This window comes from Pseudoalteromonas sp. Isolate6, assembly GCF_022398435.1.
Lineage (GTDB): Bacteria > Pseudomonadota > Gammaproteobacteria > Enterobacterales > Alteromonadaceae > Pseudoalteromonas > Pseudoalteromonas galatheae.
Genome location: NZ_JAKEVK010000134.1, coordinates 1 through 12,505, shown reverse-complemented (window position 1 = coordinate 12,505; position 12,505 = coordinate 1). Strand labels below are relative to the sequence as shown.

12 protein-coding genes are annotated in these 12,505 nt (G+C 42.6%); 6 read left to right on the top strand and 6 right to left on the bottom strand.

Annotated features, from left to right (window positions below):
- Positions 1-342 precede the first annotated feature (342 nt).
- Together L1D50_RS16035 and L1D50_RS16030 are read left to right on the top strand one after the other, a co-directional pair.
- A complete protein-coding gene (locus L1D50_RS16035; RefSeq protein ID WP_239966400.1) occupies positions 343-1,734 on the top strand; it encodes a pre-peptidase C-terminal domain-containing protein in 1,392 nt (463 codons plus the stop codon).
- Between the two features lie 240 nt (positions 1,735-1,974).
- Positions 1,975-2,430 carry a GNAT family N-acetyltransferase gene (locus L1D50_RS16030; protein WP_239966399.1) on the top strand — a complete coding sequence of 152 codons (456 nt, stop codon included), beginning with the start codon at positions 1,975-1,977 and terminating at the stop codon, positions 2,428-2,430.
- 53 nt (positions 2,431-2,483) lie between these two features.
- Here the strand turns inward: L1D50_RS16030 and mnmC are convergent, their stop codons facing one another.
- Positions 2,484-4,469 carry a bifunctional tRNA (5-methylaminomethyl-2-thiouridine)(34)-methyltransferase MnmD/FAD-dependent 5-carboxymethylaminomethyl-2-thiouridine(34) oxidoreductase MnmC gene (mnmC, locus tag L1D50_RS16025; protein ID WP_239966398.1) on the bottom strand — a complete coding sequence of 662 codons (1,986 nt, stop codon included), beginning with the start codon at positions 4,467-4,469 and terminating at the stop codon, positions 2,484-2,486.
- Between the two features lie 176 nt (positions 4,470-4,645).
- On the opposite strand from mnmC, the gene fabB reads away from it, so the two are divergent.
- Positions 4,646-5,860, top strand: coding sequence for a beta-ketoacyl-ACP synthase I (fabB, locus tag L1D50_RS16020; protein WP_010379118.1), 1,215 nt, complete (start codon positions 4,646-4,648; stop codon positions 5,858-5,860).
- Positions 5,861-5,933: 73 nt separating this feature from the next.
- Here fabB and smpB read toward each other — a convergent pair whose 3' ends face one another.
- Positions 5,934-6,416 (bottom strand): SsrA-binding protein SmpB, encoded by a 483-nt coding sequence (gene smpB, locus L1D50_RS16015; protein WP_010379116.1) that lies wholly within the window; start codon positions 6,414-6,416, stop codon positions 5,934-5,936.
- Positions 6,417-6,557: 141 nt separating this feature from the next.
- Here smpB and L1D50_RS16010 point away from each other — a divergent pair, with 141 nt between their 5' ends.
- Positions 6,558-6,992 (top strand): type II toxin-antitoxin system RatA family toxin, encoded by a 435-nt coding sequence (locus L1D50_RS16010; RefSeq protein WP_128728378.1) that lies wholly within the window; start codon positions 6,558-6,560, stop codon positions 6,990-6,992.
- Positions 6,992-7,327, top strand: a complete 336-nt coding sequence (locus tag L1D50_RS16005; RefSeq protein ID WP_239966402.1) for an RnfH family protein — start codon at positions 6,992-6,994, stop codon at positions 7,325-7,327. The genes L1D50_RS16010 and L1D50_RS16005 overlap by 1 nt, the downstream gene beginning before the upstream one ends.
- A gap of 58 nt (positions 7,328-7,385) precedes the next feature.
- Here the strand turns inward: L1D50_RS16005 and bamE are convergent, their stop codons facing one another.
- Entirely contained in the window at positions 7,386-7,745 is a 360-nt protein-coding gene (bamE, locus tag L1D50_RS16000; protein WP_128728377.1) for an outer membrane protein assembly factor BamE, read from the bottom strand.
- A gap of 181 nt (positions 7,746-7,926) precedes the next feature.
- Here bamE and L1D50_RS15995 point away from each other — a divergent pair, with 181 nt between their 5' ends.
- Positions 7,927-8,259 (top strand): GIY-YIG nuclease family protein, encoded by a 333-nt coding sequence (locus L1D50_RS15995; RefSeq protein ID WP_239966401.1) that lies wholly within the window; start codon positions 7,927-7,929, stop codon positions 8,257-8,259.
- On the opposite strand, the gene L1D50_RS15990 is transcribed toward L1D50_RS15995, so the two are convergent.
- The 3 genes from L1D50_RS15990 to L1D50_RS15980 form a co-directional block, all read right to left on the bottom strand.
- Complete coding sequence (locus tag L1D50_RS15990; RefSeq protein WP_239966397.1) at positions 8,187-9,122, bottom strand: M20/M25/M40 family metallo-hydrolase; 936 nt, start codon at positions 9,120-9,122, stop codon at positions 8,187-8,189. The genes L1D50_RS15995 and L1D50_RS15990 overlap by 73 nt on opposite strands.
- Positions 9,123-9,130: 8 nt before the next feature.
- Positions 9,131-10,330, bottom strand: coding sequence for a tetratricopeptide repeat protein (locus L1D50_RS15985; RefSeq protein ID WP_239966396.1), 1,200 nt, complete (start codon positions 10,328-10,330; stop codon positions 9,131-9,133).
- Between the two features lie 198 nt (positions 10,331-10,528).
- Complete coding sequence (locus L1D50_RS15980; RefSeq protein WP_138522778.1) at positions 10,529-12,430, bottom strand: methyl-accepting chemotaxis protein; 1,902 nt, start codon at positions 12,428-12,430, stop codon at positions 10,529-10,531.
- Positions 12,431-12,505: the final 75 nt, after the last annotated feature.

Genomic DNA, 12,505 nt, shown 5'->3' with positions numbered 1-12,505 from the left:
GTATTAAGTAAATGATCTATCTTGAAGCGGGGAAATAGCTTTAGTAGCACCGCTCTCGCGTCCTGCTACCGCTAAGGTACCTATATCCATATAGGCAAGGCAAAAATTTTGCTATTTAGTTGTTCTAAATGAGAAATTTTTAACGAAGCTAATATGCTATTTCCCCCTTCAAATTGATTAGAGAATTAATTCAATTGGTATAAGGCTCATTTCTGCACTTTTGGTCATCGTCATCTGTGAATAAGTTGCCGTGAACGCGTGGTGCAAATACGGTGTGTGGCAGCGCAGCTTTACAATGCAACGGTACGGATCATAGAAACACATATCATTCAGGTAAATACTATGAAAAACAATAACATTCTATTTGTATCACTAGCTGCTTTAATGCTTGTTACAAGCCATAGCTATGCTTGCTCAACCTCTGAAACTGAATCTAACGACAGCGAAGGTAATGCCAATAGTGGAGTGTGTAATAACACGACAATTAGCGGCGAGTTATCTAGAAGGGATATTGACTGGTTTACTTTTGATGTGGCAGCGCCAGGTTCGATAGATATTTCTCTAGACCATAGCTCTGGTGATGATTTTGACTGGTTCTTATATCAAGAAACAGGCTCAGCGGTTGTCAGTCGAGAAACGAGTCAAATACCAGAAACGGGGAGCTTTTATGCTGAAACTGCAGGCACCTATTATATAAAGCTAACGCGATATAGTGGCTCTGGTTGGTATGATTTGATTGTGAATTTTGTCCAAGATGAAAATCCTCCTCCACCAACTGGAGAGTGTAATTACGGAATTCGTCCGTCAAAACCTGGGGGATTAAAAACTTATCTTGCTGGTAATAGCTTAGACACTTGCAACACGCTCACAGCGAATAACGGTGCCACGCTCTTAATGGGAGGGGGAGCGGATGTTGATAATGCCTTTAGCCAAAGAGTAGCTCCTCATATTGGTAGTAGTGCTGATGTGGTGGTACTGCGTACTTCTGGCACGGACGCGTACAATGATTACTTACTTGGTCTAATGGCGGCGGATTCAGTTGAGACGTTAATTATTGATTCTGTTAGTAAGGCTAATGACCCTTATGTTGATTGGGCTATTCGCAGTGCCGAGTTTGTCTGGTTTGCTGGAGGCGATCAGTCTGATTATCTAAATAAATGGCAAGGAACTTCAGTCCAAAGCGCGGTGCAGCACGTTTTTGATAAGGGAGGTGTTGTTGGTGGTACATCAGCTGGAATGGCGTTACTGGCCGACAGTATTTACGATCCTGATGGTGTGCTCGGTGCTATCTCCAGTGAAGTAGTAACCGATTTTTGTCATGAAACACTGAATTTTAGTAGTCGGTTTGTTTCTATCCCTATGCTAGACAATGTGCTAACAGACACGCACTTTGCTGAGCATGACAGAATGGGACGTGCAGCCGTATCTTTAACTCGCCACAGTAGTGACTATTTTAATATTGCTGCGAGTGAAGCAACATCAATTTTCATCAATAGTGACGGCGAAGGGATCGTGGATGGCAGCGCTGAAGTTTATATTCTCAAAGAAACTGCACAAACAAAAAGAACAGCACTTGCTTGCGGTCAAGCAGTACAATATCAAGACTTTTTGCGAGTTAAGGTGTTACCGGGGCAGAGTTACAACATCTATACCCACACACATAGTAGCGGTGAACTCGCGGTCTCCATTAACGGGAACTTGAGTAACTTTTATTTACCCAATAACCCGTATTAATCAGATAACTACAATTACTTCTTTGACTTAATATTAGCCAAAACCCAATACTGTTGTCGGTATTGGGTTTTATATCTGGAGTAAAAATACCGTGATAGAGTCGGATGATACTTTTGCCCTTTGCATTTTAGTTAATTCATTTCTAATTCCGAGTTCAAATGAAATAGTAATTTTGTCTGTTTAACTTTATGCACTATTGCTGTAAGTTACGCCGACTAATTCTGAGTAAAGGTCGGTATTTTGGAAATTCGTCAAGTAGTGGGTTCATTAACACAAGTCTATTTTAATTTGGTGCAAGCATATGAAGCTGAGTTTTCAGTGTTGACGGAAAAATTACCAGATAGTAACGGTTTATTTCAGATAGATACGCCAATAGATGAACAGCACCTTGGCTACTTGGCATATGAAAATGGCCGCCCGGTTGGTTTTATCAATATTTTGAAAGTGCAAAATACTTTTGAGGTGTGTGAGTTTTATATCGTGCCTGCAGCGAGAAAACGTAAACTCGGTTCTTCATTTATGTCCAAAATATGGCAAATGTATCCAGGGCATTGGCAAGTCAAGCAAATTCAAGGCGCAGATCACGCGATCAATTTTTGGCGCAACGCATTGACGTTAAACGGTATCGACTACTGCGAATCTCAATATCAAGACGACTATTGGGGTGTCGTAAATAGACAGATTTTTACCGTGTAATGGGTGTATTTCGCGAAGGCATAATTTCTAGGGATATTATGCCTTCGCCATTATTAAATTTTACTTCTAATTAAATCTCTGACGAGCAATCTGGCTTGGTGGATTGCCTGATGTACACGCTCGCTTAAAGGTCTTGCTTCGCCAAGTAGAGTTGCAACTAAGTGCTCAGTAGCAAGTGGAGCGCTGCACAGTCCTCGTGCGCCAAAACCGGTAACAATATGAATTCCTTGATAGGGTAGTGCTGGCTTCCCAAAACCGTAGTGTTTTCCCTTTCTTAAATTGGCAAACGCCGAGCAAAACTCATCGTTATGCTGGACTTGACCAAGCATAGGCAAATGATCGTTAAAACAGCAACGAACTGCGGCTTTTGCTGAGGTAATCTCGCCAAGACTCGCGGCTAAATCCGTATCTTTATAAAAGCGTTCAAGCTGGGCACGGTTAACCGCATTGTCTTCGGCTTTTACCTCTCGGCTTTTGCTATTTTTTTCAAATGTCGCGCCCATACAATGTTGCCCATTCATTGCGGGAGTAAAGTACCCCTTGTGGCAAAGTACGGTATTGAGTTTTTGTGATTCTTCTCCAGCATCAACATGAGAGACCTGACCGCGAACGCCGTGTAGAGGAATATGTTTGGTTTGCTCGAATCGGTCAGAATGCTCACCACCACAGACAAAGACATCTGAAAACGGCCCAAACGTATTATCTTCACTGTGTAACAGCCAGCCGCTCTCAGTTTTTTCAAGCTTTTGTATATCAGTATTAAAATGAGTCGAAACCGCTTTTAACGCGTGAGCTGCATCAAACACTGCTTGTGTTACCTCTGCAGGGTTTAGCCAGCCAGCTTCTGGAATATAAAGTCCACCGTAGGGCAGTGTGGTATTTGCTATGACTGAAGCCTGCTTGGCATCAACGGCATGAATTAAGTCATGCGGCCAAGTTGCTTTTTCAGCTAAGTTTTGATGCTGCGCTTGTTTGGCTTCACTAACGGACTGCAAGAGTACGCCACACCAATCGTGCGCAAAGTGGTAGCCTGTACTTGCAATATGTTGATAAAGACGTTTTGCATATAAAAAGCTGTGGGCGTATAGCTCGCTCGAGGGCGTGTGATCTGCTTGCAGGTTTGGATATAGCGCGCCTTGACGATTGTGAGAAGCGCCTTTGGCTAACGCGTCGTCTTGGCAGAAAAGTGTTGCGCCAAGATTACGTTTACTAAGGTGGTACAACAAACAACTTGAGGCAATACCGCCACCAATAATAGCGATGCTCTCTAACTTACGCGGTGCAGTGCTGTAATACTCTGGAGTATTGTAATTTTTATTGGCGTGGTTTAGCGTTCCGACCACCATTTCGCGCTTACGACCAAACCCTTTGACTTTTTTGCACTCAAATCCGGCGTCTTGTAGTCCCCTGCGGACAAAACCCGCGGCGGTGAATGTTGCTAAAGTAGCGTTATCTCGGCTCATATTGGCCATGGCATCAAATAGGCTTTGTTGCCACATATCTGGGTTTTTACTCGGCGCAAAGCCATCTAAAAACCACGCATCTACAAATCCAGCTTGTTCAAAACTTAGCTGTGGTAAATTATCGTGAATATCGCCAAACCATAAATCTAAGGTCACTTGACCATCGTCAAACTCTAGGCGATGGCACCCTTCAAGTGCTATCGGGTATTGTTGGCAAAGCTTTTCGGCGAGCGGGGCAAGCGTAGGCCAAGCTTGTAGCGCTTTAACTAAATCATCAATATGGATTGGGTATTTCTCAAATGAGACAAAGTGAAGTTGGTTAACGCATGCGTCTTTGCTACGCTGGTTGAAGTGATACCAAGCGTTGAGAAAGTTTAATCCAGTACCAAAACCAGTTTCTGCGATGACAAATCGGTCTTTGCCATGATTTTGTAACCGCTCGTCGATATGGTTCTGAGTATAAAAGACGTAATGTGACTCAGCTAATCCATCGTCGTTGGAAAAATAGACATCGTCAAAACTATCGGCAACAGGGGTGCCAGCATCGTTGAAGTGTATTTGAGCGTTTTTTATCATGAAAGACTCTATGTTCGACTATTTGGGAACTATTTTACTGTCTTTCGACTCAATAGTCTGGTTGCATTTTTAGTTATTTAGGTTCAGAGTACATGTGTACGCTGGAAAGCTGACCACTTGGCGCTAAAAATCAGCGTATACTACGCATAATTTGTAATATCGAAGGGAATAAACCCATGAGAAGAGCCGTTATTACGGGGATCGGTGTTGTTTCGAGCATCGGCAACAACAAGCAAGAAGTTTTAGAGTCATTAAAAGCAGGTAAGAGCGGTATTGCTTTTAACCAAGAATTTGCAGACTACAACCTACGTAGCCAAGTGTCTGGTAAAATAGATATCGACGTAAAATCTCTCGTTGACCGTAAGGCACATCGTTTTATGGGGGACGCGGCAGCGTTTTCTTATATTTCGATGGCGCAAGCAATAGAAGATTCAGGGCTATCAGAAGAGCAAGTATCGAACGAACGCACAGGCCTTATCGTAGGTTCTGGTGGTGGTTCGTCTAAATACCAAGTTGAAGCCGCTGATATTCTGCGCGAAAAAGGCGTTAAACGTGTTGGACCTTATATGGTTCCGCGTACCATGGCAAGCACGACTTCTGCGTGTTTGGCGACACCATTTAAAATTAAAGGTGTAAACTATTCAATCAGCTCTGCATGTGCAACATCAGCACACTGTATTGGCAATGCAGTTGAACAAATTCAACTAGGCAAGCAAGATGTTATTTTTGCTGGTGGTGGTGAAGAGCTTCACTGGACATTGGCGATGGAATTCGATGCCATGGGGGCGTTGTCAACCAAGTACAATGAAACGCCTGAGCGCGCATCACGTACGTATGATGCGAATCGTGATGGTTTCGTCATCTCTGGCGGTGGCGGTATTGTGGTAGTTGAAGAGCTAGAACACGCACTTGCTCGCGGCGCGCACATTTATGCTGAAATCGTTGGCTATGGTGCTACATCAGATGGTTACGACATGGTAGCACCATCAGGAGAAGGCGCTGTACGTTGTATGAAGCAAGCGATGCAAGGCCTTGATGCACCAATTGACTACCTAAATACGCACGGTACTTCAACACCAGTTGGTGACGTGAAAGAGTTAGGTGCCATTCAAGAATTGTTTGGTGATAATTCCCCAGCTATTAGTGCAACTAAAGCAATGACTGGCCACGCACTCGGTGCGGCTGGCGTGCATGAAGCGATTTACTCTTTGCTGATGCTAGATAATGACTTTATCGCACCATCAATTAATATTGATGAACTGGACGAACAAGCGCAAGGTTTAGACATTGTAACGGAGCGTCGTGATGGACCGCTTAATACCGTGATGTCCAACAGCTTTGGATTTGGTGGTACTAACGCAACGCTTGTGATGCAAAAGTACAAAGGTTAAGCGCTTTACGCTTAACCTTCATATCAAACACAAAAAAGCAGGCTTAGCCTGCTTTTTTCGTTCTGTTCGTATATTAACGTACATTGTGCTTCATTAAACGCTCTTTATCACGAGACCAATCACGGTCTTTAATATCAGCACGTTTATCGTGTTGCTTTTTACCCTTTGCAAGATAGAACTCGAGTTTTACCCAGCACTTTTTCCAGTACATTGCTGTGGCAATCAGAGAATAACCATCACGTTCGGTTGCACCGATAAGGCGTGAGATTTCACGTTTATTTAGTAGCAGTTTACGATAACGAAGCGGATCGCATATCACATGTGTTGACGCACTATTTAGTGGCTGAATTTGACTGGCCAATAAATAGGCTTCGCCGTTTTTGATATGGATGTAAGTATCTGAGATATTGACTTTACCGGCGCGGATACTTTTTACTTCCCAGCCTTGTAACTCGATACCTGCTTCGAACTTTTCATGTAGTGAATACTCATGACGCGCTTTTTTATTTAGCGCTATGGTATTGCTATTTGATTTACTTGAATTTTTCTTTGCCATAATGGCTTAGTCTACCTATAAATCCTGTTTTAAGACAGCGCTTTTTCATTAATATGACGTATTTTTACTTAGTCAGTGGCTGCAAACAAGATAAATCTGCAAAACCTTGGTAAAATCCTCGTATTAAGATTTGGAGTGTCTATGCCACAGATAGAAAAAAGTGCTTTGGTGATGTATAGCACCAAGGAAATGTTTGAATTGGTCAATGATGTTGACGCTTATCCCGCATTTCTACCGCATTGCTCGGATGCAAAAGTGCTCAGTAGTGATGATGAAGGGATGACCGCGAGTCTAGAAATTTCGAAAGCCGGCCTAAAAAAGTGGTTTACCACAAAAAATGAATTTGACGGTAATCGAGTAAAAATGTGTCTAGTAGATGGACCATTTAAGTCTTTAAATGGTTATTGGGAATTTACCGCGCTTGATGAACAGGCTTGTAAGGTGAGTTTAAAATTAGAGTTTGAATTCGCGAGCAGATTAATTGAGATGGCGTTTGGTAAGCTATTCAATGAAGTGGCTAAGAATATGGTGTCTGCGTTTACCCAGCGAGCCAAAGTTGTTTACGGAGTGAGATGATGATAAAGGTTGAAGTGGTATTTGCATTGCCTGATTGCGCGACGTCCTTGTCGGTTGATGTGCCTGAGGGAACGTCAGCTGAGCAAGCGGTATTGCAATCAGGGATATTAGAAAGATGCCCTGAAATCGATGCGAATGATTTGACGCTTGGGATTTGGAATCGCACAGTAAAATTACATCAAGTAGTGAGTGACGGTGATAGAATCGAAATCTATCGTCCACTAATTGCTGATCCGAAAGAGGCGCGCAGACGCCGTGCGGAAAAAGCAAAGGAAGAAGGTCGTGCAAGCAAAGTTACCGGTGGGCGACCTGTCTCTTTAGGAGATAAGGAATAATTAAAAAAGGGGAAATACTTTCCCCTTTGACTACGAAATAATGTGTGCCCTTTGGCCTCTATGAGTCTAAAGGGGTGTTAAATTCTTCAGGTTCTTCGAAGTCGCCGCTCACGCGAACTAGTTTGTCATTCTCGAAATAAACGCTAAATGATTTGCGAACCTCTGACTCTCTATCAATATTAAATACGTACTGGTAATGCCAGACATTGTTGTTAAAAGTGTCTTTTGCAAGCGGTGTACCTAGTACATATAGCACTTGCTCTCTGGTCATTTGGACGCGAAGCTTATCTACATCTGACTGCTCTAAGAAATTACCTTGTGGCACGTTGATGCGATAAATCCAGCTTGAACAGCCAGACATAAACACCGTCATAACTACAGCACTGAGCCAAACAGAAAGGGTTTTATTAGACAGCATGAAATTGTGTATCCTTATTATCAGTTGTTTGCATGATACCGATTGCACAGAGAAGGTAAAGTCTCTTAGCGGAATTGGACTGCTCTAAGTGTAAAAAGTTCGTACATAAGTTGCAATAGTCATCAAGTGCAACATAAATCGTTGATAAGATCTTGAGGAGAACCAAGTAGTGCTAGGAAAAATGTTCCTTAGTGAGCCAAATATAACTGACAAGCATGCGATGTGGTACTTATATATTGTAGAAACGCGTTTTGGTCATTGGTATACAGGAATAACAACTAATGTAGAGCGGCGTTTACAGCAGCATCAGGCAGGGAAAGGGGCAAAGAATTTAAAGGGGAAAGGGCCTTTGACGTTAAAATACCAATATCGAGTCGGTTCTAAATCTCAAGCTGCAAAACTCGAGTGGCATATAAAGCAGCTGACAAAAGCACAAAAAATTCAGCTCGTAGAGTCAAGTGGTGAACAAGTTAATGACAAAATAAAATCATTGATGAGATTTACCCCTGCCTGATACTTATCTAAATCCATATTCTCTAGTGTATCTCTTGTCGTGTGATGATGTTTGTCTTCACCCATACCGAAATAAATATAAGGGATCCCTTGGCGATAAAAGGCGTAGTGGTCGCTCGCTTTATGCCAATCAATTCTTGGATTATTGGTATAGCGCTCAATTTGTCGTTGTGATGATACTACAGTCAATTTGATTTGAGATTGGACCTTGTTCTGGAGCTCTGCTTTATACTCCTTAAAACCCGGTGAAAACAACGCAAATAAACGGTTGTTGTTATTTATCCCTAACATATCTAAATTGATATTGAGTTCAACTTCCTGATTAAGGTGTTTGGCATAGTATTTTGCACCATGCAAGCCGCGCTCTTCAGCATCGGTTGCGACAAACAATATATCACGAGCGCGATTTGTTTTACTGAGTTGCCTAGCCATGTGCAACATCGCAGCAACGCCAGATGCATTATCATTGGCACCTGGGTAATGTTTCTGCCCTGTGGTTCCTAAATGGTCGTAATGCGCACTGATAACAATGGCCTTGTCACAACGAGCTTGAGTACAAGGCAAAGTCGCAGTGACGTTATGACCGATATCTTTACTAAAAATACCAGCTCTAAAGGTAAAATGCTGATAGCTTGGATTTCCACCTAAACGCTCAAAAGCATCAAAAATATACTGAGCACTGATATTAGGTGACTGAGCACCACTCTTACGCCCTTGGTGATTGATGCTCGTAAGTGTTTGTAAATCTTGCACCAATATATTATCAACATGAGCAATACTTGAATGTTGCACCTGCGCCACTGCATTCGTGGTACATATTGCGGTCAGCATCATGCCGAATAGTTTGAAATAGAGATTCTTCATTCTTATTGTTATCTCTCATCGTTGGCTATGGAACTTAACTGGTTGCTTGCAACACTTTTCAATAAGGCAAGTTTACCTTCGTAGCGCGCTTTATCGTGTTCAAAGACAGATATTTTGTATGCCTTGTTGAGGTAATACTCTGCTTTTTCTCTATCGCCTTGTTCATAAGCGACCTTTGCTAATCCAAAGTAGCTACCATGAATGTTGCGATCAAGTTGATAAGCTTTTTGATAAAAGTGCTTGGCACGAGCTAGGTTTCCACTTTTAAACGCTTCGTTACCCAACACTAGCATGTAATAGGGGTTGTTCTTCCTTAAGTTGTGAATATTGGCTTCAATCATTTCTGCCTCACGGTCACGTTCAGTGAGATAGTAAAGTTTTGCAAGGTTACCAAGGGCATTTCGGTTGTCGTGATTAATGGCGAGTGCTTGATTGTAGGCTCGTTCGGCGAGCTCATATTGTTCAGTGATGCGATATAGGATCCCAAGGTTTCCCCAGGCACCGTCGTGGTAGGGATCACTTTCAATAGCTGCTTTATAATAGCTGTAAGCCAAGTCAAGGTTGCCGTTAATCATTCCCATAGCACCTTTGTTGTTATAAAACATAGATAAGATGGTGTTTGTATCTATCGCTGATGTACTAAATTGTTGTGCTCGGCTATTGGGATCGAAGTCGACAGTGACTGAAGTAGGTTTCACATAGAGTGTTTTTATCGCATTTTTTGTGTTGTCTACTTCGAAGATTTTGATGTTTACGTGACCTGTGAGCAAACTATAACCTTGGCTCTCATCCCAATATTCAGGTATATGGACTCGTTGAAATTGGGTACGTAAGCCAAGTTGTTTAGCGATTGCATGGGTCAATATGGACAGGGATAAGCAGTTGGCATTCATGTCTCTAAAAGTTTGGTTTGCAGTCAGATTTGCACCTGATAGATAAGAAAGAGAATCATCGCCACTACTTACTAAAAACTCCATCAACATTTTAGCGCGCTTAATCCCAATTTCATCGTTATGAAAATAGTGAGCGAGTTTCGCTTTTATTTGATTATTTAGCTGAAAAACCTCTGAGTATGACTCTACGGGCTGAATATTAAATTGATGCTCCGATTGGAGAATGGATGTGTCTATTGTCGCTTTGGGAGTGCTATTACAGGCACTAAGCAAAACACTAAGCACAATAATAGAGAACTGAATTACTATCTTCATACTACCTCCAGATTGGGCATGAGGCTGATTTTTAATTATCGTGTAATTGCTTACCTATAGCCCTTGCTATTATTGAATTTAGACTATAATTGCAAAATTTGCGCGGTGTGATTGTTACACCATGTAACAAAGGAGAAATTTGAGAGGCTAAGCCTACAGGCAAAGCGTGTAGGCTTACTTTAGGTTTGAAAATAGGGTTTAAAAGCTCGCGACGAGATCATCAAGCGTTTTGGCGGATGCTGCAAGACGCTGAATTGCTTGTTCTGTGTCAAGTTGCTCGTTCATCACCGCATCGCTTATTTCACTGATCTGTTCGATATTACGGCCAACGTCCGCGACGACATTACTTTGTTCTTCGGTCGCCGTTGCGATAAGCGCAGTCATATCATTTATTTGATTTGCGGTTTCCGAAATTTCCAACATTAACTCCACTGACGATTGCATCGTTTGAACACTTTGCTCTGCTTGTTCACTAGATTGTTGGATTTGGTTTACGACAGCATCAGACACCTGAGTTAATTCAGATATCGTTGCTTGGATCTCGTCGGTAGATTGTGATGTACGGCTTGCAAGTGCTCTCACTTCATCTGCAACGACGGCAAACCCGCGACCATGCTCGCCCGCACGTGCAGATTCAATTGCGGCATTAAGTGCAAGTAAGTTGGTTTGCTCAGAAATGCCTCTGATCACATCAACGATGTTGGCGATGGACTGTGTTTTTTCGGCCAACGTAGCGACTTGACCCGCCATATTTTCGATGTCACCAGCAAGTAAGTGAAGTGTTTCTTGGCTTTCTTGTACACCTTGGCGGCTGCGTTTGGTTGACGCTTTACTTTCTTCTGTCAGTTTTGCCGTGTTGGTCGCGCTGCTCGCTATCTCTTGTACTGTCGCCCCCATTTCATTGATCGCCGCGGCAACAGACATAGTTTGAGACTTTTGTTCGTCCAGAGACTGAGAGTTTTGCTGGCTCTGTTTAAACACGGCTTCGCTCGTCACACGAATTGAGCGGCTCTCTTCTGCAACCATGTGGATAGCTTCTTCGATCTTAGTCATAAACTGGTTAAAGCCGCCAGCTAAAGCATGAAGTTCAGGTTGTGCTGAGTCTGGCAAACGGTAATTGAGTTTTGCATCGCCGCTGCCAAGCTGCTCAAATAAATCTGCCATCTTTTTAAGTGGCGCGCTTAAGTTCTTAGCCAGTAGCATACTAAAAAAGCTTGCCACTAGCGCAATCACTAGCGAAAAACCAATGATTTGCCATTGCAGGGAAGTGATCCCACTATTGATTTCACTGGTTGGTACTTGGGCAATAACAAGCAAGTCTGTGTTTGGAATTGGGCTCGCTGCAACTAAATTAGTTTCGCCGTTCACTTCCAACTCTTTAACGATAAACCCACGTGTTGAGCTAAAATCGTGACTATGCTGGCCATAAAAGTCTTCAATCGAGGACTTTGCGACTTTGCTTGCATCTGGGTGCAATTGCACCGTACCTTGCCTATTAATGACGAAAACAAAGCCACTTTGCTCGATTTTCATATTAGCAAGCATCGCCTGCATATCATCAATACTTTTCGCAAGCCCAGCCAAACCAATCCCATTTAATTGTTGGTGATTGACAAACATTTTTACGTCGCCCGGCGCTTCTTGGTAGATACTAATCGAGTATGCCGAGCCACTATTCGTGAAACCGAAAAACCAACCATCTTGCTCTTGATTTAATACTCTTAAAAAGCCGTTTTGATTCCAATATTGATTGGTTTCGCGGTTAGCCCAAGAAGCCGTAACTAAGTCATACTGCGCCGCAATACGCTTGAGTTCGTTGACAAGAAGTTTTTCGTCCAAAGTATTTTGCTTGGCACTTTGGGTGATTAATACATTGCTTGAAAGCTGCTCGGCTGCATTTTTCAAAGTGTCTATCTGCTTGCTTAATGATTTATTGATGCTTTCTATCTTGCTTGGCAATTCAGACTGCATCATGCGTTCATTAATGAGCGTTTTGGCGCTGTAAAGCGAGGTAAACCCGATTAAACAAGCGACAGCAATCGCAATGAGACTACCCAAGAGGGTAATTCTTTGAGTAATTGTTAAACCTGTGTTTTGCATTCGATCTGTGTGTGTAATCCCGTGGAACCGATTATTCTAGCATAGTAAATAACCAGCTCGGAACAAGTAACAATC

What these genes read in the sequence shown, in the direction of transcription:
- L1D50_RS15990 (WP_239966397.1), bottom strand. Translation starts at nt 9,122, where the DNA reads ATGAAGAATCTCTATTTCAAACTATTCGGCATGATGCTGACCGCAATA.
- L1D50_RS16035 (WP_239966400.1), top strand. Translation starts at nt 343, where the DNA reads ATGAAAAACAATAACATTCTATTTGTATCACTAGCTGCTTTAATGCTT.
- bamE (WP_128728377.1), bottom strand. Translation starts at nt 7,745, where the DNA reads ATGCTGTCTAATAAAACCCTTTCTGTTTGGCTCAGTGCTGTAGTTATG.
- fabB (WP_010379118.1), top strand. Translation starts at nt 4,646, where the DNA reads ATGAGAAGAGCCGTTATTACGGGGATCGGTGTTGTTTCGAGCATCGGC.
- mnmC (WP_239966398.1), bottom strand. Translation starts at nt 4,469, where the DNA reads ATGATAAAAAACGCTCAAATACACTTCAACGATGCTGGCACCCCTGTT.
- L1D50_RS16005 (WP_239966402.1), top strand. Translation starts at nt 6,992, where the DNA reads ATGATAAAGGTTGAAGTGGTATTTGCATTGCCTGATTGCGCGACGTCC.
- smpB (WP_010379116.1), bottom strand. Translation starts at nt 6,416, where the DNA reads ATGGCAAAGAAAAATTCAAGTAAATCAAATAGCAATACCATAGCGCTA.
- L1D50_RS15985 (WP_239966396.1), bottom strand. Translation starts at nt 10,330, where the DNA reads ATGAAGATAGTAATTCAGTTCTCTATTATTGTGCTTAGTGTTTTGCTT.
- L1D50_RS15980 (WP_138522778.1), bottom strand. Translation starts at nt 12,430, where the DNA reads ATGCAAAACACAGGTTTAACAATTACTCAAAGAATTACCCTCTTGGGT.
- L1D50_RS15995 (WP_239966401.1), top strand. Translation starts at nt 7,927, where the DNA reads ATGTTCCTTAGTGAGCCAAATATAACTGACAAGCATGCGATGTGGTAC.
- L1D50_RS16010 (WP_128728378.1), top strand. Translation starts at nt 6,558, where the DNA reads ATGCCACAGATAGAAAAAAGTGCTTTGGTGATGTATAGCACCAAGGAA.